Here is a 24,524-nt window from a genome sequence, read left to right on the forward strand (position 1 = left end):
AAAAAACCGCCCCTTCTCATGAAAAGCGGTTTGGGAAACCATATTACGGCAGCAGGGTCTTTGATCGCTGCTCCGTCACTTTCCTCTCCCGCACAAAAATCGTATCTCCCGGAAAAAGCTTGATATCTCTGTCGCGGGTACTGAAATAATCATACTCTTTAGTCACTCCGTTCCGGGTTACCAGAATATGTCGAGAACCGAAATCCGTAATATCGCCGCACTCGATCAAGGCCTCAATCAGAGTCAACTCGGCACGATACGGCAAATTCTTTTTACTGCCGACCGCGCCCGTCACATGAACGAACCGTTCGCCTGGAACTTCCTTGGAATCCACAACGACGGAAAAAACAGGTGTTGTATACACCTTTTCCTTCTGATACGCCGCCGTCAAAGCATCCTGAATCTGCCTTCCAGTCTTGCCCGCAAAAGCGATCGGAGCGGATAAATAGGGCATCCTCACCGTGCCTTTGTTATCAAGCTGGTACTTGCCGCTCACAACGGAGACATCGCTACCTGGCAAATTTTTAGCCTCGATATGAATAAAACCGCCGGGAATGGCGCGAGGCTCCACATCCTGTGCCCTGACGGAAAATGGCAGAACGCAGAACAGAACGCAACAAATAACTGCAAGGAACTGTTTCATACTGACAAGATGGCAAAGATTGCAGGCTTCTCGATTCCGCATATGGCACACAGACTACGGAAGCAATGTTTTCTCACGTCCTTCCGTAAATCCGCGCTCTTTCACAAAAATCACATCACCAGGAAAAAGTTTCACACCTCTGTCGCGCGTACTGAAATAGTCGTACTGCTTGGTCACGCCATTGCGGGTTACTAAAATATACCGCGATCCGAAATCGGTAATGTCACCACATTCGATCAAGGCCTCAATCAAAGTCAACTCCGGACGGTAGGGCAAATTCCTCTTACTGCCCACTGCCCCTGTCACGTGGACATAACGGACACCGACACCTTGGTGCTCAATACTATCGACTACAACCGAAAAAACGGGAGAAGTATAAATCTTTTCCTTCTTGTAAGCTTCCGTCAGCGCATTTTGGATCTGCCGGCCCGTCTTGCCGGAAAGACTGATCGTACCGGACAAATAGGGCATCTGTACAGTGCCTTTGCTGTCCAGCTGGTACTTGCCGCTGACAATGGTCGTATCGCTTCCCGGAAGATTTTTCGCTTCGATCGTGACGAAACCGTTAGGTACGGCACGAGGTTCCACATCCTGAGCCTTGGCGGAAAACGACAACGAACAGAACACAACACAACAGATAATTTGCAACAAATGTTTCATGATGGTATATGGATTGTTTTCAGATTAATAGAGATCGTCCCCGGGCTGATCCGTCGATTCCGTTTTTTTCGCAACCTCGGAACGCTTCGAAGAACGGGAAGTAACGGGTAAAGGATTGAGAGCAGCCGAAGGTTCGACGCCCTCCGTGGGTGAATAGTACGAATAATATGTCGTGTAATATTGATACTGCGTATCACCGGAAATATCGACATTATTCATCACAACCCCCATCAAGTGGCCACCGGCATTCTCGATCACCATCTTCTCACGCACCAAAGCCTTCATCGGCAACTTGCGAGGCTGTACCACCATGATTGTCGCATCGGCTTTGCTGACAATCAGGGATGCATCGCTGACGCCAAGCACGGGAGGACTGTCAATCAGAACAATATCGAAGCGGCGGCGCACTTCATCCAGCAATTCGCGCATGCGATACGAATTCAAAACGCCGGAAGCATCGGAAGGAGTCGGGCCTGCAGGCAGAATATACAAATTGTCCACATGCGTCTGCAAGATCACATCCTGCAGAGCCAGGTCACTCGTCAGGAAATTGGACAAACCGTATTCGCATTCCACATCGTTGTATTCGGCCAGCTTCGAGCGGCGAAGGTCGGCATCGATCATCAACGTACTGAAACCACCCTGCGCAAATACATAAGCCAAATTGCACAAGGTCGTCGTCTTGCCTTCACCTGCATTGCCGGACACCAAAGCAAGAGTCACCACATTAGTATCCTTGCGCTTCAGTTCGATATTCGTACGGAGAATACGGTAAGCTTCCGCATCGGGGCTGCTTCCGTTCATCAAATGCAGCAAACCGATATCCTGCGGAATCACACCAAGCACGGGCAGATTGAGATTGCGCTCCACATCTTCCAGCGTCTTGACAGACGTATCCATATAATTGAGAAGGAACGCTACGCCGATACCGAATACGACGCCGACCACAGCACCGAGGATCAGGTTCATCTTGACGTTCGGTGAGCTTGGCACTTTCGCCTCGCGCGCCTGTGTATGAATCTGGATAATCGGACGGCTTGCACGGCGATTCATCGTCTGATTGATATACTCGTTCTCCAGATCTTCATAACGGCTTTTCTCCGTTCGGTAATCGCGAATAGCCGACATCACCAGAATATCGGACTGCGTCTTGTTTCTGACGATTTCCGTGACCTCATCAAAAGCCCTTTTGATACTCTTGCGGCCTTCTTCCTTCAACGACAACGTCTGTTCCAAAGCATCCTTCAGTCCGACAAGTCCTTCCGTCAGTTTTTGCTTTGTGTTCTCGTGTTCCTGTACCATGGACAGCAAAGCCGGATGCTTTTCGCCATAGCCGTCCATGTGCATTTTACTCAGAGTAGATTCTTCCGTCTGGGAGCGCGTATACAACTCACGCACAGATAAACTGCCCGGAGTCGTCTCCGCCAAAAGATCCGTTTGCCTCACATAATCCATCAACTCCGAATCTTTCAACGACTTCAACTTGTTGATGTGCGTTTTCAGCTGCGTGATCTCATCATCCAACGCGGAAAGTTTGTTACGGCGCTCGGTCAGTACAGCCTCTTCATTATTGACAGTGGTAGGAATCGTATTGCCAGTATCACTCAAAAGACCGATATAATCGCTAGTCGTCATATACTTGCGCAACGTATCAGTCTTGGCAAGAAGTTCATTTTCACGGCGAGTCAATTCCTCTTGAATTGTGGCAATCGCCTTATCCAGCACCTCGTTTTCCTGCGCCTCGCGTCCTTCCTTGTAGCATTCGGTGACGGCATCGCAAATAAGCTTAACCAATGCCGGATCGGATCCGACCACCTTGACATCCACCAAGTCCTTGCCACGCACTGGCATCACTTGAATCATCCCTCGCAGAATAGAGGCGGCCGTCGCATCATCAGTCTGCCATTGCTGGGCCAGATTCAGCTTTTTGGAAACAGCCATCAGATTCATATCCGACACCAGAATTTCGAATTGCGTAGGAATATAATTTTCCGACGCATTATTCTGAAGCACCCTTTCCGCGCCTCTGCTCAGGGAAACAATGGCTCCCGGTTTTTTGATTTCAAAATTGATGACGCTCGTATAACTGGGAGGCATCAAATAGGTCGCTACGGCAGCGGCAACAAACACAAGTACAAAAACAAGCACCGCTTCTTTCCATCTATTGCGAAGAATCTGAAGGTAATCGCCTGCATGTAAGGAAGCTTCTGACTTTTGGTTTATTGCGGGAGAGGACATATATAAAGAGAATATTCAGTAAAAAGGGATGCCGCCGGAAACCTTCCCCAAGGTCCGGCAGCTACAATGATAAAATTTAGAACGTATAAGTTGTGTTGATGGAATATACGTTACGAGTATAAGGGGTGGAAAAACCGCCAAGATCGGCATTCGTGTAAGCGTAGCCAACAGCTACGGACCAAGATCTGTCCAACCTCCACGACAGCCCCACATTGAAATTGTAAGTCGTTTCCTTGTGATCACCCAAGCCGGCCTCACCATCCGAATAATCACTGAACATTGCAGAAGCTCCGTAATTCAACGAAAGGACATGAGTCAATTTTTGAGTGCAGTTAACACCCAAACGCCATGTGCTATTGGAACCGTAATTGCGGCCATCATAATATGTGCCTACGCTTTCATTATTGTAGGAAACATAACAACTGATGGACATACTGTCCGTCACTACCCGGTTATATCCACCGGACAGCGTAGGATATACCTTGGTACCGGCTCCTTGCTGAATCTTTATCTGAGTACCGACATTCATCGACACATTGGACCTAGGAGACAGCGCGTGCTGTATACCCACTGTCGTATAAATATTCTGGCTGTTATAGCCCTCCTGTCGCAACACGAATTGTCCGCTGGCATTGGCCAAATAGGAAGTGCGTTCTGAAGCCTTGAAAGACAAACTTTCCCCAATATTCACATATTCGCGATTGTCATCCTGATACTCGCTTTCGGAATACAGAATACCGCTATAGCTGACATTCGTATTCAAGGCCCAACGGGGATCCAAACTCTTGCCTACCGTATGGGATGTATTGAAAGTAAACGTATTTCCCTGGCGCCTGGAAGCGGAAATGCCATCCGCATAGTTGGGGTCAGGCGTATAGGCCACAGAATTGTGCATCGTGTACCGCAATGTCGAATCGAACGCATGCGTCAATTGCATCGACAAGCTGGAATTGCCGATAACCTGATCCGTACGCCCGTGCATATTGCGCGTATACACGTCACCCCCCAACAGGGCATTGTAACTCAACTGTGTCCGCGCATCCTGATTCGAGTAGGAAGAACCCAGCGAGAATCCTACATAGGAAGAACTTTCATGAACCGGATTGCTCTTCGCCACAGCATTGACATTATCGTCATAACCAGCCGATAAGGTAAACGACCATTTCAGGGGAGACGATTCCAGCAATCCGACAGACGGAGTCACATCGTACAAGGAAGATGCTTGGACATTAGCACTAACCGCACCAATTCCAAGCATCATCAAAAAAAACGTATTTTTCATAAAGGCCTAGCCGTACAAACGAATCAAGGTCAACATGGGCTTATTGAACACTCACATCCGGCGAGGGAGGGGGCACCACAACCGGCCCATCGCAACCGCCGCCGTTAGGGCCATTGCCAGCCTTCACATTATCCTTGGAAAGTAAAGAACGAAACGGAACAGCCGAAGCTTCCTGCGTCTCACCCGAAGTCGCCAGCGGACTGTCAGCAGCCTTGGTCACGACGTACGTCGCAATATCCTTCACCAGAAGCTTCGCTTCATCCGTATTACCCAAAACCGATTGCACCTCCTTGGATACAGGTTCCAAGACACGATATGGCGTCTCATGCGCCATAACGGCAGCAATCGCAACTTCCTTCACAGTCGGCAAATTCTTCTTGGCGTCGAAACTCGTCAGAGCAGCGCGAACAATGTCAGTCACCGCTTCCGGCGACTTCTGCACAGCATCACGTACAATGACAACCATTTTCCCGGAATCGGCCTTCTCATTCTTGATCTGGGCAGCAACACCGGAAGCAACCTGTTGCTTTTGTTCAGCAGTAATGGCGCCGGCAACACACACACAGGACAAAGCCGCAGCCATAACTCCCAACTTCTTAAAAACGCACGTTTTCATCATTAGCGCACTTGGGTAAAATTCAAAATAGAAAGAGTGGAGCGGGTAACGGGAATCGAACCCGTGTGATCAGCTTGGAAGGCTGGAGCTTTACCATTAAGCTATACCCGCTTGACGTTTGCATTTTAGCAGACCTCCGCACCTTGGCAAGCATTTTTTCTAGCAGCATGATTTTTTTCTTTTTGCTTGACCGCCTCCCAGCCGTGGAGTAGGGTTCTTCCATCTCCACACGCGGGTGTCGTTCAATGGTAGGACGCGAGCTTCCCAAGCTTGAGACGTGGGTTCGATTCCCATCACCCGTACCAATTTTCTGCAGCGCGGCAGTAACTGTTTGCACCTTGCCGACAACAGCACACACATTCATTTCCCATTGTCGGACAGGGATTTTTCAACAAACTTGTACCCTTCGCCTCACTTGTCTTTCACAACATGGCAAACTCTGAGATTGTGTCGTTTCACGCATCGTGCCATGCTAAAAACAAGCAACAAAAAACAATCGATTCATTTTCAAGGATTTTGATCATAAAATAACCCAACAAGGCAGCACACTTCATCAAGGCTGGTCCGAGCCGCAGCCAAAAACATCACCCGGCTTCCATCGCCCCACGACTTCCTTCGCCATACACCCATTCCAGACAGTTTTTGAACGTAAAACCTGCTCCGAGCCACAAAGAACCTGAACGAGCCGTTTTCCATCATCGCCATGAACCAAAAGACTCTCCTGACCGATATTCCCGACTCCATACGACAAGGTGCCACACAAGAAGAATGGGAAGACTATACATGGCAGCTCAGGCACAGCTTCAACTCGATCCCCAAGCTGGAAGCGGCCCTCCGCCTCAGCACCGAAGAACGAAACGCCCTGCTCCATGCCGCCGAGAGGCTGGCCGTCAGCATCACCCCCTATTTCCTGAGCCTGATCGATCCCGACAATCCATGCGACCCGTTGCGGAGGCAAGTCATCCCGCACATGGATGAAACCATTGTCGGGGAAGAAGAAATGGCCGATCCTTGCGGCGAAGACGATCGCATGGTAGCCCCCGGCCTCGTCCACCGTTACCCGGACCGCGTTCTCCTGCTGGCCACAGACCGCTGCGCCTCCTATTGCCGCCACTGCACACGCTCTCGTGTCGTCTCCGGCGTCACGGATCATAAACTGCGCACCAACTGGGATGCCGCCTTCGACTATATCCGCCGCCATACAGAAATCCGCGATGTGCTCCTTTCCGGCGGAGACCCCCTTCTCCTCCCCGACTCCCGGCTGGATTCCATCCTCTCCGAACTCCGCAGCATTCCTCATATCGAATTCCTGCGCATTGGCTCGCGCATTCCGATCTTCCTCCCGCAGCGCATCACGGACTCCCTCTGCGCCACTCTGCGCAAACACGCACCCCTGTTCCTCTCCGTCCACGTCAACCATCCCAGCGAACTCACAGGCGAAGCCGAAGAAGCGCTCGTCCGGCTGGCAGACCATGGCATCCCGCTCGGCAGCCAGACTGTCCTCCTCAAGGGCATCAACGACGACATCGCCATCCAGCGTCCCCTGTACCACCGGCTGCTGCAATGCCGCGTCCGGCCCTACTACCTTTACCAGTGCGATCTGATCGAAGGCTCCCGCCATTTCCGCACCACCCTGCAGACGGGAATCGACATCATTTCAGCACTCCGCGGCCACACTTCCGGCTACGCCATCCCGCAGTACGTCGTGGACGCACCGGGCGGCGGCGGCAAAATCCCCGTCAACCCGGATTACATCGTCGAACAAACGGACGACCACGTCACGCTGCGCAATTATGCAGGCCAGCTTTATACCTACCCCCTCTTTTCATGACCCGGCATTTTTTTATTGCAGGCAGCAGATGAATGTGATGCAATAACCGCCGTTCACTTATGATTGCCACACGGGAAGATCTGCTCCAATGGAAGCTCCGTGCCGGTCGCCAAGCCCCTGCTCGAGTTGTTCTGGACTTGGAAGCAGACAGCCTGCACAGGTATCAGGAAAAAATTTGCCTCATCCAGTATGCGGATGAAGAAGGCGTATGCCTACTCGACCCCCTCGCCATGGAAGACATGCGGGCCTTTACGACCTGGCTGTCGGAATCTGACATTTGGATGCACGGCGCCGATTACGACATGAGCCTCATGTTGAACGGATTCAACACCCTGCCCCACCTCATTCTGGACACGCAGATCGCCGCCCGCCTGCTCGGCTTTCGCCAATTCGGCCTTGCCGCTCTCGTCGAACACTTCTACGGCATCCAGCTCAGCAAAACAAACCAGAAGGCGGACTGGGGCAAACGGCCCATCTCGCAGGCCATGCTCGAATACGCGCAATCGGACGTCCAGTACATGCTCGACATGGCGGACAAACTCTGCGCCGAATTGCGCAGCAAAGGCCGCTACGAATGGTTCCTAGAAACCTGCCGCCACAACATGGAACGCGCCCGCGAACGCATGGCGGAAGAATCGCCAGACTCATGGCGCATCCGCGGCTGCGGCCGCCTGCAACGGCGAGGACTGGCCGCGCTCAAAACCCTCTGGACATGGCGCGACAGGGAAGCCCAGTCATGGGACAAACCCTCGTTCATGGTCTGCTCGAACGACGACCTCCTGCGCTGGAGCACCGCCCTGCAGGAAGGCAACAGCATCACACCGCACAGCCGCTTCCACACCCATCGCGCCGCCCGCTTCCTGAAAGCTGTCGAGACCTTCCACGGCATGGATGAAAACGATTATCCCTGCCGCATCAGCCGGCCCCGGCCCGCCTACGACGACCAATTCGAAACCCGGCTGGAAAACTGGATTCAACGCCGCAACGAGGCGGCTGAAAAGCTCGATCTCGACCCATCCTTCGTCGCACCGCGGGCCATCATGGAATCCATCGCAACCAATGAAGAAACGGGATTCACCCATCTCCTGAACTGGCAAAGGGAAGTCATGGGCATCCATTGACGCATGAACGACACCAACACGCCTCTCCTCTCAGTCGAACATCTCCGCTTCATCCATCCTTCGGGCCGTGGCAAGCTGGATGATTTGACATTCGACATCGCCCGGGGAGACTTCGTTCTCGTCACCGGACCGTCCGGCAGCGGCAAATCCACGCTGCTCCGCCTCCTCTCCGGACTCGATGCCCCGCAATCCGGCAGCATCCGCCTGCTCGGCACGGAACTGTCCGACACCCCGCCAGCCACACTCAGGCACCGCCTCGGCTTCGTCATGCAAACCCCGATACTGGACGACAACCTCTCCATCCGGAACAATCTCCTTCTCCCCTTCACCTTCCGCGCCAACAAAACACTCTCCCGGCCGGACGACTCCACTCTTGCCGCCGCCATGCAGCGCCTCGGCCTGCAAGACATCCCTCTGGATGAAACCGCCTCCCGCCTCAGCACAGGACAAAAGCAACGCCTGACCCTCATACGCGCCGTCCTGCTCCAGCCCGACCTCCTCCTGCTCGACGAACCCACCAGCGCCCTTGACCCCGCCAACACTGGAGAAGTCGAGAAATACCTCGAAGCCCTGGCCGATGCCGGCACGGGCATCATCTGCATCACGCATCAGGCCTACCGCCCGTCACGCCCCTACCGCACGCTGTATCTGGACAACGGCCGCGCCACCTGGGCTTCCCCCTCCGCGTCATGAACAACACCTCCTACATGGAAATCGGCCTCGTCCCCCTCTTCCTCAGTGTCGGTTTCGTCCTGCTCTCCTGCACCCTCTCCTTCATCCGCGGCCTCGGCCTCGAGAAGAGCCTGCTGCTCGCCACCGCACGCACCTTCATCCAGCTCTTCGCCGTCGGCTACATCCTGCAGTTCCTCTTCCAATCAGGGCAATGGTACTGGGTCGCCGCCTTCTTCATCGCCTCCATCCTCACCGCCACCCAGATCGTCAGGGGCAATGTCGGCAAGCAATCCACCTCCTACCTCCTCCCCTCATTCGCCTCCATCCTGCTCACCAGCTTCTTCATCCTCACCGTCGTCACCGGAGGCATCATCGAAGTCAACCCCTGGTGGGATGCCCGCTTCTTCATCCCCATCGGGGGCATGATCATCAGCAACACCATGAACGCCCTCGGCATCTCGCTCGGCTACTACTTCAAGCAAATGGAAGCGCGGCGGGGAGAAGTCGAAATGCGCCTCCTCCTCGGAGCCTCGCCCGCCGAAGCCAGCCAGCCCATCGTCCGCGAAGCCCTCGTACTGGGCATGCGCCCCTCCATCAACACCATGATGAGCGTCGGCATCGTCGCCCTTCCCGGCATGATGACGGGGCAAATCCTCGCGGGAGCCGACCCCGTGCAGGCCATCCGCTACCAGATCGTCGTCCTGCTCATGATCTCCACGGCCACCGCGCTCGGCTCCTTCCTCTGCCTCGAATGGATACGCCGCCGCCGATTCACCCGGCAGGGAACCCTCCGTTCCTGATCCGCCGCACGAAAAAAATCCGCTTCGCGCATTTTTTTCTCTCTCGAAAGACATTATACTTGACTCCGCAACAAAAAAACGGTAGTTTCTTCGCCCGATTCCCGAACGAATTATCAAACTTTATCATCATGCGTTCAGTTACTGTAAGAAAAGGAGAACCTATCGACCGCGCACTCAAGCGCCTCAAGACAAAACTCGACACGGAAGGCATTCTTGACGAAATGCGCCGTCGCCGTGCTTTTGAAACACCCATGGACGAACGCCGCCGCAAGGCTCGCTCCGCTTCCAAGCGCAACAAAGTCAAGTGGCGCTTCACGAACAAGGAAGAAATTCCCGCCGAAGCGATCACTCCCGCCCCTGAAGCCTAAACCTCCTGGTTCGGGAAATCGAAAATCTTGAAAAAAGGGGCAAGCTCCATGCGAGTTTGCCCCCTTTCATTTCCACCCATGAACACCTCCCTGTCTCAGCAACTCTTCACCCGCGGCAAGGCCGTCATCCCCGGAGGGGTCAACTCCCCCGTCCGCGCCTTCAAACTCGTCGATGGCACCCCCTTCTTCGTCCGCTCCGCCAAGGGAGCCCACCTGCGCGATGAAGACGGCAACGACTACATCGACTACATCGGCACATGGGGCCCCGCCATCCTCGGCCATGCGCCGGACAAAATCATCGCCGCCGTAGGAGACGCCATCACGCGGGGACTGGGATACGGCACACCCACCGCCGTTGAAGTGGACATGGCGGAAACCATCGTCCGCTGGATACCCTCCATCGACAAAGTCCGCATGACCAGCAGCGGCACGGAAGCCACCATGTCCGCCATCCGGCTGGCTCGCGGCTACACGGGCCGGAAATACATCATCAAATTCGAAGGCTGTTACCACGGCCATGTCGACTCCCTCCTCGTCTCCGCCGGATCCGGAGCCCTCACCTGCGGCAAGCCGGACAGCGCAGGCGTACCCGATGCCTTCGCCGCCCTCACCATCGCCCTGCCCTACAACGACAAGGAAGCCGTCCGGCAGGCATTCGCCGCGCACGGCAGCGACATAGCCGCCATCATCCTCGAACCCTACCCGGCCAATGCCGGCCTATACTTCCCGAAGGACAACTTCCTCGAATACCTGCGCGACATCACCGCACGCCACGGCGCCCTCCTCATCTTCGACGAAGTCATGACCGGCTTCCGCCTCGGCAAAGACGGCGTACAGGGCATCCACGGCATCACGCCGGACATCACCTGCCTCGGCAAAGTCATCGGCGGAGGCCTCCCCGTCGGAGCCTTCGGCGGCCGGGCGGACATCATGGACTGCGTCTCCCCCCTCGGTCCCGTCTACCAGGCAGGCACCCTCTCCGGCAACCCCATCGCCATGACAGCGGGCCTCACTCAACTGCGCGAACTGGAAAACACCGATGCCTACTCCCGGCTGGAAAACCTCGGCGCACGCCTCGAAGAAGGCATCCGCAAAGCTCTTGCGGACACGGGCAACCCCTTCACCTTCCACCGCACCGGATCCATGTTCTGCCTCTTCTTCACCGCAAAAGAAGTCAACAACCTGCAGGATGCCATGACCGCCTCACTGGAGCAATACCGCCCCTTCTTCCGCTCCCTGCTGGAACAAGGAGTTTACTTTGCCCCCTCGCCGTACGAAACGGGGTTCATCTCCGCCGCCCACACGGAAAGCGACATCGATCACACGGTCGCAGCCGTTGCACGAGCCCTGAAATCAATCGGCTGATTTGCAATTTTCTAATCTATCCTCAAATTTAGTCTTGCATTCCATCGGAAAAAAGTGCATCCTCGGCGACCGCATTTGCAAGATAGTCCCAAGCAGACTTACAAATTTAACACTATGAGAAAGTACGAAGCACTGATCGTCCTCAACATGAAGGGCGTTACCTCCATGGACGACCTTATCCAATCCGTTGCCGACCAGCTGAAGGAAGAAGGCGCCCAGATCACCGAAATCAAGAACATCGGACGTCGCGAATTCGCTTACGAATCCAACCACATCAAGGCTGGCCAATACGTTCTCTACACCTTCAATGCCGAACCCTCCGTCATCCGCGCAGCACGCGAACGCCTCGCCATCGACGAACAGGTTCACTACCAGTACTACAGGTCCTGCTAAGGCAATAGGCGGTACATTCTTTCCATAAGAAACGCGGCTTCCGACAAGGCAGCCGCGTTTTTTCCGTACCCCTGCCGCTCCGCAATGCGACGGCCTCGCCCCAACTTCTACACCTCAAAACCGAACGACTCCAACACACCCGGCACGCCGTCCGCAAACGACGGATACAAAGGCTGCCAGCCCAAAGCCATCAGCAACGCACTCGACACCCGCTGGTTCGTACCGCCGCGGCGGGAAAAACAACCATCGTCCGCAGGAATATCCAGCCCCGTCAATTCCGACAGGTAACCGTACACATCGGCCTTCACCATCGGCACAGCATCCGCCACATTATAGCATTGGTGCCGGCAATCCGACACAGCCAGCAGGGCCAAAGCCGCCACAGCATCGTCCCGGTGCACATAATTCAGCCAGCGATCGCCCGCGCCGTGTACACAGCCCGATCCATCCAAAAACCTCCTCAGCAGCACGGAGCGGCCCGGACCATACAAAGGCGCCAGCCGGGCCACAATACCGCCGGACTGCCTCAGCAGGCGTTCCGCCTCCAGCAAAACGCGCCCTTGGCCATGCAACGGTTCGCAGGCATGCGCCTCCGTCGCCCAACTGCCATCCAGAATCCCATACAGAGACGTACTGGAACACAAAATGCGGCGCGCACCCGGAAACAGCTCGTTCACAACCTCCACCGCACGCACATACAAACGGCGGTAATCGTCACAATCTCCGCCGGACGTACTCATGCACAGAAAAACCGTATCGGGTTCTCCCAGTTCGGCAGCCTTCGCTGCCATCACATCGCCGCGCGTCACATCGGCCACCACATCGGCACGATCCGCCACCATATCGAACCTCCGCGACTCCACTCCCTCGCGCAGCCAATACTCGTGCAACGCGGCACCAAGGTAGCCTCCGCCCAAAATCCAGACGGACCGGGGATGATGCTCAGCGACCATGTTGCCAGACCAGTTCCGCAAGTTCCAAATCCCCGGGAAGCGTAATCTTGAAATTGATACCCCCGGCCACAAGCTTCGTCGCCACCCCCAGAGTCTCCATCGCGGAAACCTCATCCGTCACCGTCAACCCCTGCTCGCCCACCCTCCGGTAAGCCTCGGACAAAAGACGCACATCAAAAATCTGCGGCGTCTCCATCGCCCAAAGCCCATTCCTGTCCACAGCTTCCGGCATACTGAAACCGTCCGCAGTCGCCCGCTTGAGCGTATCCGCCACCGGATGGGCGCATGCAGCGGCTCCGGACTCCTGCGCGGCCCGGAAACAGCGCATCACATCCTCAGGGCGCACCAGCGGGCGAGCCGCATCATGCACCGCCACCCACGTCGCATCACCGGACAAGGCAGCCAACCCGGCCGCCACGGAATCCTGCCGCTCGACCCCTCCATCCACCCTGCAGACCGGCACGCGGAAACTCTCCCGGTGCAAACCGAGCAGCTCCCACCGGTCGAGCGGGCACACCACCACCATCTCTCCGATACAGGACGCCCCAAGCAAAGCATCGATACTCCGCTTGAGCACAGGCTCGCCGCCGAGCGAAGCGGCGAGCTTATCGAAACCGGCGCGCCGCGATGAACCGGCGGCCACAATCAGAGCAGCAACGTGAGGCATGAATAAAACCCAATCAGGCCAGGCGCGCACCCACGAGCTGCGCCAGCAGTTTACCGGGAGCACGGCCATCGGTACGCTCCTGCATGGCCTTCATCACGCGCCCCATATCCTTCTTGCCGGAAGCCCCCGTCTCGGCGACCACCTGCTCCAACACGGCCTTCACCTCCTCCTCCGACATCTCGGCAGGCAGAAAGGCGGAAAGCACCTTGATCTCGGCTTCCTCCTTGGAACTCAAATCTTCACGATTGGCAGCGCGATACTGCTCCGCCGCATCCACACGCTGCTTGATCTGCTTGCGAACCACGGCAACCGTCTCATTCTCATCCAGCTCGGCATGCAGATTACCCTTCGCAATACTGGCATTCGTGAGAGCCGTCTTCAAAGCGCGCAAGGCATTCAAAGCCACCGTATCCTTCGCACGCATGGCTGTCTTCATCTCTTCTACAAGAGTATCGGAAATCGCATTCATCGCCATTCATTAAAACAGGAGCCCTCCTTCACAGCAAGAAGAAACCCGGTCATCGCCGGAAGGCGATACATGCCTCTCCGCATCTCATCCCATCCTCCGAACCGCCGGCCGTCATGCACGGTTCATTCAGGCAGCAGCCACATGAATTCTTGACTCCCCCGGGCAAAAAAGGTATAAACATCCTATGAGTACGAATTTCAGTTGGGAAATGCGCCCGACTGTTGGTGGAATCGACTTTGGTCCCGAACTGAACACTCTACTGCCCCCACTCGTTCGCAAACTGCTGGCACAACGGGGCATCACCGGAAAGGAACAGGCCGAAAAATTCCTCTATCCGCGCCTTGCGGACCTGGGCGACCCATTCTCCCTCGCGGAAATGGACAAGGCCGTCGCGCGCATCTTCGACGCCATCGACAACCGGCAGGAAATCTGCATCTACGGCGACTACGACGTCGACGGCGTAGGCTCCGTCACCCTCCTCCGCGCCATCCTCCGCGCGTATGGCGCAGCGCCCCGCTTCTTCATCCCCATCCGCACGCAGGAAGGCTACGGACTCAGCGAAGCGGGCATTGCCCGCTGCATGCGCGAAGGCCCCCTGCCGAACCTCCTCATCACCGTAGACTGCGGCACATCCTCCGTCGAAGAAGTTGCCGCACTTCAGGCCATGGGAATCGACGTCATCATACTCGACCACCACGAAGCAGGCCCTCTCGGCAGGCCGGACGCCGTCGCCGTCATCAACGCCAAACTCGAAACCGAAAGCCCGCTCACCTACCTGTGCAGCGCCGGAGTCGTCTTCAAACTGGCACACGCACTCCTCAAGGAACGCAAAGTGCCCGGCTTCGACCTCAAACACTATCTGGACATCGTCGCCATCGCCACCGTGGCGGACATCGTTCCCCTCGTCGCGGAAAACCGCCTCCTCACCCGCTACGGACTCAAAGTCCTCGGCGAAGGAAGAAACATCGGCCTCCTCGCCCTGAACGAAGTCGCAGGCATGAACCGCTCGCCCAGCGCCTCCCACGTCAGCTTCCGCATCGGCCCGCGCATCAATGCCGCCGGACGCATGGACTCTCCGCTCGACGCCGTCGAACTCCTCATCACGCAGGATTCGATTCGCGCCCGCGCTCTCGCCCAGCGCCTCGACTCCCACAACAAGGCGCGCCAGGCGGAAGAAGAAAAAATTCGCATGGAAGCCATCGACATGCTCCACCGGCATTTCGACCCGGCCAACGACCACGTCATCGTCCTCGGCTCCCCTACATGGCACCCGGGCGTCGTCGGCATCGTCGCCTCCCTGCTCATGCGCCGCTATCACAAACCCACCTTCATCATCTCCATCGATGAAAACGGCCTCGGCAAAGGCTCGGGCCGCTCCATCCCCGGCGTCTCCCTCGTACAGGCAATCCACCACTGCGCCGAACACCTCGAATCCGGCGGCGGACACGACATGGCGGCAGGCCTCGTCATCCGCGAAGAAAAACTCGACGCCTTCCGCAAAGCCTTCAACGCCTTCGTCCGGGAAACCACCTCGGAAAAACAGCGCAAACCCATCCTCCACATCGATGCCGAAGTCACCTTCCCGGAACTGACTCTCGACCTGCTCGACAGCTACGAACTCCTCGAACCCTTCGGCAACACCAACCCACAGCCCGTCTTCATGTCCCGCAACATCGCGCTCACGGACGTGCCGAAACGGCTTCAAGGCAACCACCTGCGACTCTTCCTCAAACAGGGAGTCTCCGAACACGACGCCATCTACTTCAACGGCGGCGAAATGCGCCTCCCCGATCCCCCCTGGGACATCGCCTTCACCATCACGCGCAACGTCTGGCGCGGACGATCCTCCCTCTCCATCTCCATTCAGGACATCCGCTCTTCCGAACCCTGAAAAACGCAACGCGCAAACAAAGCCCCGTCAGGCCGTCATATCCACCAACAGCGACACATCGCCGAGATCAATAATATCCCCACGCGACAAATGGCGGGGAGCATCTTCCGGAGTCAGGGCTACACCGTTGACGGACAAACCGTTCTTGGAACCGAGATCCTGGATCGTCAGCCCCTGAGCCGAATAAAACAACTTCGCATGCTGACGCGAAACGCCGGAATCCGGCACACGGATCAGGCACACGGCCGAATCGCGCCCGATAATCGCTCCCTGAGACACGGCAATCTGCGACAAAGCCGTCACCGACTCCCAGTTCTGCCCGTCCAGCAACATGCCGGAAAGCTTCAAATGCCCCGTCACCGAACGCAAATCGTCAGCGCGCGGCGGCAGCATCGGAATCTCCTGCGTCGCCGTCATGGCGGAAGGCAACCCCTTGCCGAGCTTCCACTTCGTACGCAAATAATCGCGCTTGGCCAGCGGCCGCAGATAAATTGGATCATTGGATGCGGAATTGGTCGTCTCCGCACGCTTCCCGACCGGAACCTTCAACCGCGTCTGAGCCTCCGGGCCTGTCGTATTCCGGCTGCCGAGACTGCGCCGCAGCTCCTCCACCTCATTCCGGAAAGCCATAACCGCCGCCTCAAGCCGCTCCGCCTGCTTCGTCAGCAGCATACACCGCGCCTTCACGGAATCTTCTTCCGTCAGCGCAGTCGTAAGCGAATGAGTAATGGATGTCGTGGAACCCATAGAGGAGAGATAAGCGAATTGTAGGAATTTGGACACATACTTCAACCATAAAGTTGAAAAAAGGACGAAAAAAATACGTGGAAGCCGCAGAAAACCTTTCGTGGCACCCGAGAAAAGAACCTTCCAAGGCGACTTTAGACTTGCAGTCCCCCTCCTTCTCCTGTTAAATGTCTCCGCACAAATTTGCTCACAAAGAGCGCGCCTGGAAATATGAAGACGAGCACCATTCTTTCCGTCCCCGATGCTACAGCGGCACTGGACTACATGTCGAACAAGGTTGATAATCTGAGCGAAACGATGATGCTCAACATGGGTCCGTCCCACCCGGCAACACACGGCGTGCTTCGTCTGGCTCTGGAGCTCGACGGCGAAGTCGTCACCAAGTGCGACCCCGTCGTCGGCCACCTGCACCGCGGCATGGAAAAAATCGGTGAAAGCATCCACTACAACCAGTTCGTCACCTACACCGACCGCTTCGACTACCTCGCGCCGATGAGCAACAACATCGCCTATGCCTGCGCCGTCGAAAAACTCATGGGCTGGGAACTTCCCGAACGGGGCAAAGCCCTCCGCGTCTTGTGCTGCGAACTCTCCCGCCTCTCCTCCTGCTTCCTCGGCGTCGGCGTGTATGCCATGGACGTAGGCGCCATGACCGTCTTCCTCTACTGCTACGAAGAACGCGAAAAAGTGCACAACTTCTACGAACAGATCTGCGGCGCACGCTTCACATCCTCCTACACCCGCATCGGCGGCCAGACCCGCGACCTCCCTGCCGGACTTGAAAAGGAAATCTTCGCCTTCTGCGACAGCTGCGAAAAAACCATCGACGAAATCCAGGCCCTGCTGCTCAAAAACAAAATCTTCGTCGACCGCCTCGTCGGCGTCGGCACCCTCACGAAGGAACAGGTACTCCAGTACGGCATGACCGGCCCGAACCTCCGAGCATCCGGCGTCAAACGCGACCTCCGCAAGACCAACCCCTACCTCGGCTACGAAAACTACGACTTCGACATCCCCATCGGCGAACACGGCGACTGCTACGACCGCTTCATGGTACGCGCCGAAGAAATGCGCCAATCCGTCCGCATCGTCCGCCAGGTCTGCGAAAAAATGCCCTCCGGCCCCATCAACGTCCAGACGGACAAAGGAATTCTCCCGGAAAAACAGGCCGTCATGACCGGCATGGAGGAACTCATCCGCCAATTCATGGTCTCCACCATGTGCGTGGATGCCCCTGCGGGCCAGGTCTACTTCGCCGCCGAAAATCCCAAAGGTGAACTCGGCTTCTTCATCGACTCCAAGGGCGGCGGCATCCCGAACCGCATGAAAGTGCGCTCTCCCTCCTTCTGCTCCCTCTCCGTGCTGCCCGAACTGATCCCCGGCCACCTCGTATCCGACATTCCCGCCATTCTGGGCTCCTTCGACTTCGTGCAAGGCGAATGCGACCGCTAAACAACCGAACTCCTCCACCAATCTCACTGCATCATGTCCGAATCTCCCGCCAACAACTTCGACGCCATCGTCGAGCACAAACCCAGCCCGGGCGAACAACATTACGAGAAATTCCGCGTCACGCCCGAACTCACGGCCGAAGCCAAACGCATCATCTCGCTGTACCCCGAAGGCAAGGCCCAGTCCGCCGCCGTCCCGATCCTGCATGAAATCCAGAAAAGGTTCGGCTACATCTGCGGAGACTCAGTCATCTGGGTTGCGGAACAGATCGGATGCACCCCTGCCCACGTCATCGGCATCGTCACCTTCTATCCCGGCCTTCGCCAGAGCTGCCCCGGCAAATTCCACATCCGAGTCTGCCGCACCCTCTCCTGCGCCATGGCCGGCAGCGAAGACCTCTTCGACACGCTCTGCGAAAAAGTCGGCATCGACAAAAAAGCCATCAACCACGACAACCCTATCGGTGTGAGCCCGGACGGCCTCTGGAGCATCGAATTCGTCGAATGCCTCGCCCAGTGCGGCTTCGCCCCCTCCGTCATGGTCAACGACCACACCCACTCCCTCGTCACCCCCGACAAGGCCGACGACCTCATCAGCACCTACGCGGGCAAGTAACCCCTTCACTTTCCACCGACCATGAGCATCACCTACAAGCCCGGAAAGGAACCTCACCCCAAGGAAACGCGCCGCATCTTCAAAAATGTGGACCGTGCCGACTGGGACCCCTCCATCGAAACCGCCATCAAGGACGGAGCCTACGAAACCTTGAAAAAGGCCCTCAAGATGGAACCCGCGCAAGTCATCGACGAAGTCAAGAAAAGCGGCCTCCGCGGCCGTGGCGGCGCAGGCTTCCCCACCGGCGTCAAGTGGACGTTCATCCCGAAAGGCAACACCAAGCCCGTTTACCTCGTCTGCAACTGCGACGAATCCGAACCCGGCACCTTCAAGGACCGCTACGTCGTCCATCAGGACCCGCACCAGCTAATCGAAGGCATGATCATCTCGTGCTACGCCGTCGGTGCCCACTTCGGCATCATCTACATGCGCGAAGAATTCCCGGAAGCGGCCAAACTCATGGTCAAATCCCTCGAAGACGCCAAACAGAAAGGCTTCCTCGGCAGCAACATCTGCGGCTCCGGCTTCGACCTCGAAATCATCGTCCAGCGCGGCGCAGGCGCCTACATCTGCGGTGAAGAAACCTCCCTCATCAACTCCATCGAAGGCGTGCGCCCCTACCCGCGCATCAAGCCCCCCTACTTCCCCGCAGCCATCGGCCTCTACGGCTGCCCCACCATCGTCAACAACGTCGAATCCCTCTGCCAAGTCAAACACATCATCGACATGGGCGGCGAGGCCTACAGCCGGATCGGCGCACAACGCTCCCCCGGCACCCGCATCATCGGCGTATCGGGCGACGTGAAAAAACCCGGCTACTACGAAATCGTCTCCGGCTCCATCACCTTCGGCGAACTCCTGTACGACCTTTGCGGAGGCCCCAGAGAAGGCCGCACCTTCAAGGCCATCATCCCCGGCGGCTCCTCCTCCAAAGTCATGCGCTGCGATGAAGTCCTGAAAGGACGCAATGCAGACGGCACCATCCGCGAACTCACCATCTTCGACGTACCGCTCGACCTCGACTCCATCGCCCAATACGGCTCCATGGCCGGTTCCGGCGGCGTCATCGTCATGGACGACTCCCGCAGCATGCCCGCCATGCTCAACAACCTCAACAAATTCTACGCCCACGAATCCTGCGGCCAGTGCACTCCCTGCCGCGAAGGCTGCCCGTGGATGCTCAAACTCACCGACCGCATGCTCAAAGGTGAAGCCTCCCCGGAAGACGTCGACCTTCTCGAACAGGTCGCCTACCAGATCGAAGGCAAAACCGTCTGCGCCTTCGGTGAAGCAGCATCATGGCCCACCGAAGCCATGGTCGCCAAATTCCGCGAAGAATTCCTCGCCCTGACCAAACCCATCAACGCCCTCCTTCCCCACACACCGGAAGCCAAGGCCGCCGCCCAATACCTCGTCCGCGAATAACCCGCCACCTTCCTGCCACAACATGAGTACCACTCCCACATCATTGCCGAAGGACATCGCTGCCGCACAAGGTAAGGTCAATGTCCAGATCAACGGCACATGGCATCAATTCCCCAAAGGCATGCGCATCGCCGATGCCTGCAAATCCGTAGGCGTCGCCGTCCCCTGCTTCTGTTACCATCCGAAACTCGCCATCTCCGGCTCCTGCCGCATGTGCCTCGTCGAGCAGGGCATGCCGCCCCGCCTCGCTCCGGGCCACGCCCCCTGCTACAACGAAGACGGCTACCTTCCCATCCAGTGGATGCCCCGCCCCATCATCGCTTGCGCCAACACCGTATGCGAAAACATGGGCATCCGCACCACCGGCAAAGTCACCTCGGAAGCCCGCCGCGGCGTCCTTGAATTCTTCCTCACCAGCCACCCGCTGGACTGCCCCATCTGCGACCAGGCTGGCGAATGCAAACTGCAGGAATTCTCCAACGACTACGGCCAGGGATACCACCGCTTCACCGAGTCCAAAACCAAAAAGGGCAAAAACATGGACATCGGCCCGCGCATCAACCTCGACCAGGAACGCTGCGTCCTCTGCGGCCGCTGCGTCCGCTTCATGCGCGACATCGCCAAAGACCCCGTCCTCAGCATGTCCCAACGCGGCACCGAAAACCGCATCACCATCTTCCCGGGCCGCCAGCTCGACCACAACTACTCCATGAACACCGTCGATCTTTGCCCCGTCGGCGCGCTCACCTCCAAGGACTTCCGCTTCCAAATGCGCGTATGGTTCCTCAAGAGCACCCCGACCATCGACGTCAACTGCGGCACCGGCATCAACATCAACGTCTGGACGCGTGAAGAAACCGTCTACCGCATCACCCCGAGGCAGAACGACGAAGTCAACTCCTGCTGGATGCCCGACTCCCACCGCCTGAACTACAAATACATCAACTCCGACCAGCGGCTCACGCAACCCTGCGTCCGCACGGACATCGGCGCACCGCACCGCGGCTCCACATGGGATGCAGCCCTCTCGCTGGCCGCCGAACAGTTGAAGAAAATCTCGCCGAAAAACCTCGCCATCATCGCCTCTGCGCGCATGACCGACGAAGAACTCTACATGGTCTCCCAGCTGGCTCACCAGCTCGGCACCGATGCCGTCGAAATCGTCCCGCGCAAGGGAGAAAACGACGACATGCTCATCAGCGACGACCGCAACCCGAACACCAACGGAGCCAAACTCGTCCTCGGCATCAAACGCCCGGGCTACTCCCTCAAATCCATCCGCGAAGGAGTCCGCAACGGCAGCATCACCTCCATCATCGCCCTCGGCGAAGACCTCACGCAGGAAGCCGGATTCACTGCCGAAGACCTCGGCAAACTCGACTACCTCCTCACCGTCGGCCACACCGCCGACGACACCGCGCGGCAGGCAGACATCGTCCTGCCCGGCGTCACCTTCGTCGAAAAATATGGCACCATGATCAACGTCACGGGCCGCATCCAGCGACTCAACCGCGCCATCATGCCCCACGGCGAAGCCCGTGACGACTGGCAGATCCTGCGCGACCTCACCCTCATGCTCGGTTGCGACAACCCCGAACTTGCCGCCTGCGCCTCCGCACAGGACGTCCTCCTCCTCCTCGCCCGTAACAACGAAGCCTTTGCGGGCCTCACATGGGGAGCCATCGACAACGAAGGCAAACAGCTCATCGAAACGGGTGTCACCATCCCCCTCATCGAACGCGAACGTGCGAAGAAATAAGTACACAGGAACAAGACTGAACGAAAACGACCATGATTGAAGCCATTTGCCAATTCTTCGACGATCTGCTGAGCAACCCCGTCTGGTTCTACAGCATCACGACCCTCATCAAGCTCGTCGTATGCTTTGCCGTCGTCATCATCTTCATCCCGATCTGCGTGTTCATCGAACGCCGCGTCGCGGGCCTCATTCAGGACCGCCCGGGACCCAACCGCGCGGGCATCCCGCTCACCATCATCCGCTCACTCGGATCGAAAAAGGAAATACCCTTTGTCAAAGTGCTGGACTTCTTCGGATTCCCGCATGACGGGCGCCTCGCCGGCATCTTCAAATACTTCCGCCTCGACAAGGACATCCCCATCTTCGGCCTTGTCCAGCCCGCGGTAGACGGCGCCAAACTCTTCCTCAAGCAGGACTTCACGCCGCCCTTCGTCCGCAAATTCTACTTCTGGCTCGCTCCGGCACTCGTCCTGGCTCCGCCGCTCGTCACCGCCGCCGTCCTCCCCCTTGCCGGAGAAGTCGAAACCAAATACGGCAACATCTCCATGTGCGTGGCCAACCTCGACATCGGCCTCCTCTGGATATTCGCCCTCGCCTCCATCTCCGTATACGGCCTCACCCTCGCCGGATGGGCCTCCAACTCGAAGTACCCCTTCCTTGGCGGCGTCCGCGCCTCCGCCCAGATGATCTCGTACGAAATCTCCATGGGCCTCTCCATCATCCCCCTGTTGATGATCTACGGCCACCTCAACCTCCAGAACATCGTCCAGTACCAGGCCGACAACGGCTGGATGCTCCTCCCGCTCTGGGGTGAAGGCCTCTCCGAACAGCGCTGGATCCTCCTCATCCCCATCGCCATCAGCTTCATCATCTTCCTCACCTCCATCTTCGCGGAAGCCAACCGAACCCCGTTCGACATGGCCGAATGCGAAACCGACCTCGTCGGCGGCTACCACACGGAATACTCCTCCATGAAATTCGCCCTCTTCTTCATGGGTGAATATGCCGCCATGGTCGTCGGCTCCGCCCTCGTCATCACCCTCTTCCTCGGAGGCTGGTCCATGGGCTTCGGCCTCGATGCATGGTGCGCCGACAACCTCGGCCAGTGGTGGGCAGTCCTCTTCCAGTTCATAGCCTTCCTGCTGAAACTCCTCTTCTTCTGCTACTTCTTCGTCTGGGTGCGCTGGACGCTGCCCCGCTTCCGCTATGACCAGGTCATGAAGCTCGGCTGGCTCGTCTTCTTCGAACTCGCCGTCGTCAACATCTTCCTGACGGCCGCCATCCTCTACTTCGTCCAATAAGCTTCCAACCGCAACAACACATGTCCTACACTCCGATCAAACGCCCCAAGTTCTCCCTCTTGGACAGGATCTACCTGAAGGCACTGGGGCAAGGTCTCTGCATCACGCTCAGGCACCTTGTACTCGCCCTGCTCGGCAAATCCCGCAATAAAAAGGAACTCGGCGGCTCCGGCATAGGCGTCACCATGCAGTTCCCCGAACACCGCTGGGACAAACACCTCCCCGAATACTACCGAGGCGCGCCCGCCCTCGTCCGTGGCGAAGACGGCCGCGAACGCTGCGTCTCCTGCCAGCTCTGCGAATTCATCTGTCCGCCCCGCGCCATCACCATCAAACCCGGCACGCTTCCGGCGGACGCATCCAACCAGAAACCCGAAAAAGGACCGGTCGAATTCGAAATCGACATGCTCCGTTGCATCTACTGCGGCATGTGCCAGGAAGTCTGCCCCGAACAGGCCATCTTCCTGACCAAGGAATACCTCATCACGCCGGAAACCCGCGAAGACGGCAAAAACGACAAAGCCCGCCTCTACGAAATGGGAGGCACCAAACGCGGTCTCGTCAACAAGTGGAACCAATACAAATAAAAACACAGCCATGGAACTCTGCGACATTCTGTTCTACCTCTTCGCCGGGCTGGCGCTGCTGACATCCGTCCTCGTCGTCGCCCTCCGCAACCCCGTCTCCTCCGCCATGTGCATGGCCGTCTCGTTCGCCATGACGGCTGCCGTCCTCTTCGGCCTCGGAGCACACTTCCTCGGCATCATCCAAATCCTCGTCTATGCAGGCGCGATCATGGTGCTCTTCCTCTTCATCATCATGTTGCTCAACGTGAAGAAAGAAGAAAAGGGCCGCCGCGGATGGCTCATCTGCTGCGTCGCCTCCTGCGTCGCCGCGGCATTCGCCGGCATGGTCACCAGCGTCACGCTCAACCTGCCGGGCGGCCGCGACTGCCCCGCCGCCTGCTGCCCCGCCAAGATTCAGGACAAATCCGAACAAAACGCCTACGCCGGCAAACTGCCCAAGATCGATCCCGAGGCCTATGCAGCCAAACACGCCGAACAATTCCGCAAGGACTCTGCCGTCCTCAAGGAACTCAAGGAAGGAGACTTCCCAGACACCACCATGCTCGGCCAGACCCTCTTCGGAAAATACAACTACCAATTCGTACTCCTCGGCCTCATCCTCCTCGTAGGCACCATCGGCGCAGTCGTCCTCTGCCGCCGTCCGGACAGGAAAGACTAACCGCCAATACA

General features: G+C 57.3%; 24 protein-coding genes and 2 tRNA genes. 16 read left to right on the forward strand and 10 right to left on the reverse strand.

Going from position 1 to position 24,524, the window contains the following annotated elements:
- Nucleotides 1–43: 43 nt before the first annotated feature.
- The 6 genes from PYTT_RS03125 to PYTT_RS03150 all read right to left on the reverse strand — a co-directional run bounded on the left by PYTT_RS03125 (nt 44) and on the right by PYTT_RS03150 (nt 5,550).
- Nucleotides 44–643, reverse strand: coding sequence for a polysaccharide biosynthesis/export family protein (locus tag PYTT_RS03125; protein WP_067777079.1), 600 nt, complete (start codon nt 641–643; stop codon nt 44–46).
- 54 nt (nt 644–697) lie between these two features.
- The gene (locus tag PYTT_RS03130) at nt 698–1,303 is read right to left on the reverse strand and encodes a polysaccharide biosynthesis/export family protein (protein ID WP_071133260.1); all 606 of its coding nucleotides are present in this window, start codon (nt 1,301–1,303) and stop codon (nt 698–700) included.
- A 24-nt stretch (nt 1,304–1,327) separates the two neighbouring features.
- Nucleotides 1,328–3,541 carry an exopolysaccharide transport family protein gene (locus PYTT_RS03135; protein WP_083076898.1) on the reverse strand — a complete coding sequence of 738 codons (2,214 nt, stop codon included), beginning with the start codon at nt 3,539–3,541 and terminating at the stop codon, nt 1,328–1,330.
- 76 nt (nt 3,542–3,617) lie between these two features.
- The gene (locus PYTT_RS03140) at nt 3,618–4,823 is read right to left on the reverse strand and encodes an oligogalacturonate-specific porin KdgM family protein (RefSeq protein WP_067777070.1); all 1,206 of its coding nucleotides are present in this window, start codon (nt 4,821–4,823) and stop codon (nt 3,618–3,620) included.
- Nucleotides 4,824–4,863: 40 nt separating this feature from the next.
- Complete coding sequence (locus tag PYTT_RS03145; protein WP_071133263.1) at nt 4,864–5,406, reverse strand: hypothetical protein; 543 nt, start codon at nt 5,404–5,406, stop codon at nt 4,864–4,866.
- Nucleotides 5,407–5,476: 70 nt separating this feature from the next.
- Nucleotides 5,477–5,550 (reverse strand) — tRNA-Gly (locus PYTT_RS03150).
- Between the two features lie 120 nt (nt 5,551–5,670).
- Between PYTT_RS03150 and PYTT_RS03155 the strand changes: the two genes are divergently transcribed.
- The 8 genes from PYTT_RS03155 to rpsF all read left to right on the forward strand — a co-directional run bounded on the left by PYTT_RS03155 (nt 5,671) and on the right by rpsF (nt 11,989).
- A tRNA-Gly gene (locus tag PYTT_RS03155) sits at nt 5,671–5,744 on the forward strand.
- Nucleotides 5,745–6,142: 398 nt separating this feature from the next.
- Entirely contained in the window at nt 6,143–7,270 is a 1,128-nt protein-coding gene (locus tag PYTT_RS03160; RefSeq protein WP_067777064.1) for a KamA family radical SAM protein, read from the forward strand.
- A 59-nt stretch (nt 7,271–7,329) separates the two neighbouring features.
- The gene (locus tag PYTT_RS03165) at nt 7,330–8,391 is read left to right on the forward strand and encodes a ribonuclease D (RefSeq protein ID WP_067777061.1); all 1,062 of its coding nucleotides are present in this window, start codon (nt 7,330–7,332) and stop codon (nt 8,389–8,391) included.
- Between the two features lie 3 nt (nt 8,392–8,394).
- Nucleotides 8,395–9,084, forward strand: a complete 690-nt coding sequence (locus PYTT_RS03170) for an ABC transporter ATP-binding protein (RefSeq protein WP_067777059.1) — start codon at nt 8,395–8,397, stop codon at nt 9,082–9,084.
- Nucleotides 9,081–9,863 carry an ABC transporter permease gene (locus PYTT_RS03175; protein ID WP_067777056.1) on the forward strand — a complete coding sequence of 261 codons (783 nt, stop codon included), beginning with the start codon at nt 9,081–9,083 and terminating at the stop codon, nt 9,861–9,863. The genes PYTT_RS03170 and PYTT_RS03175 overlap by 4 nt, the downstream gene beginning before the upstream one ends.
- A 128-nt stretch (nt 9,864–9,991) precedes the next feature.
- Nucleotides 9,992–10,231 (forward strand): 30S ribosomal protein S21, encoded by a 240-nt coding sequence (gene rpsU, locus PYTT_RS03180; protein WP_067777053.1) that lies wholly within the window; start codon nt 9,992–9,994, stop codon nt 10,229–10,231.
- A gap of 78 nt (nt 10,232–10,309) precedes the next feature.
- Nucleotides 10,310–11,596: a glutamate-1-semialdehyde 2,1-aminomutase gene (gene hemL, locus PYTT_RS03185; protein WP_067777050.1), complete on the forward strand. Its 1,287-nt coding sequence runs from the start codon at nt 10,310–10,312 to the stop codon at nt 11,594–11,596.
- A gap of 114 nt (nt 11,597–11,710) precedes the next feature.
- Nucleotides 11,711–11,989, forward strand: a complete 279-nt coding sequence (gene rpsF, locus PYTT_RS03190; RefSeq protein ID WP_067777047.1) for a 30S ribosomal protein S6 — start codon at nt 11,711–11,713, stop codon at nt 11,987–11,989.
- A gap of 107 nt (nt 11,990–12,096) precedes the next feature.
- Here the strand turns inward: rpsF and PYTT_RS03195 are convergent, their stop codons facing one another.
- The 3 genes from PYTT_RS03195 to PYTT_RS03205 are packed head-to-tail and all read right to left on the reverse strand — an operon-like array spanning nt 12,097 to nt 14,078.
- Nucleotides 12,097–12,942 (reverse strand): NAD-dependent epimerase/dehydratase family protein, encoded by an 846-nt coding sequence (locus tag PYTT_RS03195; protein WP_067777044.1) that lies wholly within the window; start codon nt 12,940–12,942, stop codon nt 12,097–12,099.
- Nucleotides 12,932–13,609: a 2-C-methyl-D-erythritol 4-phosphate cytidylyltransferase gene (gene ispD, locus PYTT_RS03200; RefSeq protein WP_067777041.1), complete on the reverse strand. Its 678-nt coding sequence runs from the start codon at nt 13,607–13,609 to the stop codon at nt 12,932–12,934. Before ispD ends, PYTT_RS03195 begins: the two co-directional genes overlap by 11 nt.
- Before the next feature lie 13 nt (nt 13,610–13,622).
- Entirely contained in the window at nt 13,623–14,078 is a 456-nt protein-coding gene (locus PYTT_RS03205; protein ID WP_067777038.1) for a GatB/YqeY domain-containing protein, read from the reverse strand.
- A 184-nt stretch (nt 14,079–14,262) separates the two neighbouring features.
- Here PYTT_RS03205 and recJ point away from each other — a divergent pair, with 184 nt between their 5' ends.
- On the forward strand, nt 14,263–15,969 hold the full coding sequence (recJ, locus tag PYTT_RS03210; RefSeq protein ID WP_067777035.1) for a single-stranded-DNA-specific exonuclease RecJ: 1,707 nt from the start codon (nt 14,263–14,265) through the stop codon (nt 15,967–15,969).
- Nucleotides 15,970–15,996: 27 nt separating this feature from the next.
- Here recJ and PYTT_RS03215 read toward each other — a convergent pair whose 3' ends face one another.
- Nucleotides 15,997–16,716, reverse strand: coding sequence for an FHA domain-containing protein (locus tag PYTT_RS03215; protein ID WP_067777032.1), 720 nt, complete (start codon nt 16,714–16,716; stop codon nt 15,997–15,999).
- Nucleotides 16,717–16,926: 210 nt separating this feature from the next.
- On the opposite strand from PYTT_RS03215, the gene nuoD reads away from it, so the two are divergent.
- Genes nuoD through PYTT_RS03250 form a run of 7 tightly spaced genes read left to right on the forward strand, consistent with a single transcriptional unit; the run spans nt 16,927 to nt 24,513 of the window.
- Nucleotides 16,927–18,168 (forward strand): NADH dehydrogenase (quinone) subunit D, encoded by a 1,242-nt coding sequence (gene nuoD / locus PYTT_RS03220; protein ID WP_067777029.1) that lies wholly within the window; start codon nt 16,927–16,929, stop codon nt 18,166–18,168.
- 33 nt (nt 18,169–18,201) lie between these two features.
- On the forward strand, nt 18,202–18,783 hold the full coding sequence (locus tag PYTT_RS03225; RefSeq protein ID WP_083076894.1) for an NADH-quinone oxidoreductase subunit NuoE family protein: 582 nt from the start codon (nt 18,202–18,204) through the stop codon (nt 18,781–18,783).
- Nucleotides 18,784–18,804: 21 nt separating this feature from the next.
- A complete protein-coding gene (nuoF, locus tag PYTT_RS03230; RefSeq protein WP_067777026.1) occupies nt 18,805–20,208 on the forward strand; it encodes an NADH-quinone oxidoreductase subunit NuoF in 1,404 nt (467 codons plus the stop codon).
- Nucleotides 20,209–20,230: 22 nt separating this feature from the next.
- Nucleotides 20,231–21,967 carry an NADH-quinone oxidoreductase subunit G gene (locus PYTT_RS03235; protein ID WP_067777023.1) on the forward strand — a complete coding sequence of 579 codons (1,737 nt, stop codon included), beginning with the start codon at nt 20,231–20,233 and terminating at the stop codon, nt 21,965–21,967.
- 32 nt (nt 21,968–21,999) lie between these two features.
- Nucleotides 22,000–23,268 (forward strand): complex I subunit 1/NuoH family protein, encoded by a 1,269-nt coding sequence (locus PYTT_RS03240; RefSeq protein ID WP_067777020.1) that lies wholly within the window; start codon nt 22,000–22,002, stop codon nt 23,266–23,268.
- Between the two features lie 20 nt (nt 23,269–23,288).
- The gene (locus tag PYTT_RS03245) at nt 23,289–23,855 is read left to right on the forward strand and encodes a 4Fe-4S binding protein (protein ID WP_067777017.1); all 567 of its coding nucleotides are present in this window, start codon (nt 23,289–23,291) and stop codon (nt 23,853–23,855) included.
- A gap of 10 nt (nt 23,856–23,865) precedes the next feature.
- A complete protein-coding gene (locus PYTT_RS03250; protein WP_067777014.1) occupies nt 23,866–24,513 on the forward strand; it encodes an NADH-quinone oxidoreductase subunit J family protein in 648 nt (215 codons plus the stop codon).
- The last annotated feature ends 11 nt before the right edge of the window (nt 24,514–24,524 follow it).

It is taken from the genome of Neoakkermansia glycaniphila, from assembly GCF_900097105.1.
In the GTDB taxonomy this organism is placed as follows: Bacteria; Verrucomicrobiota; Verrucomicrobiia; order Verrucomicrobiales; family Akkermansiaceae; genus Akkermansia; species Akkermansia glycaniphila.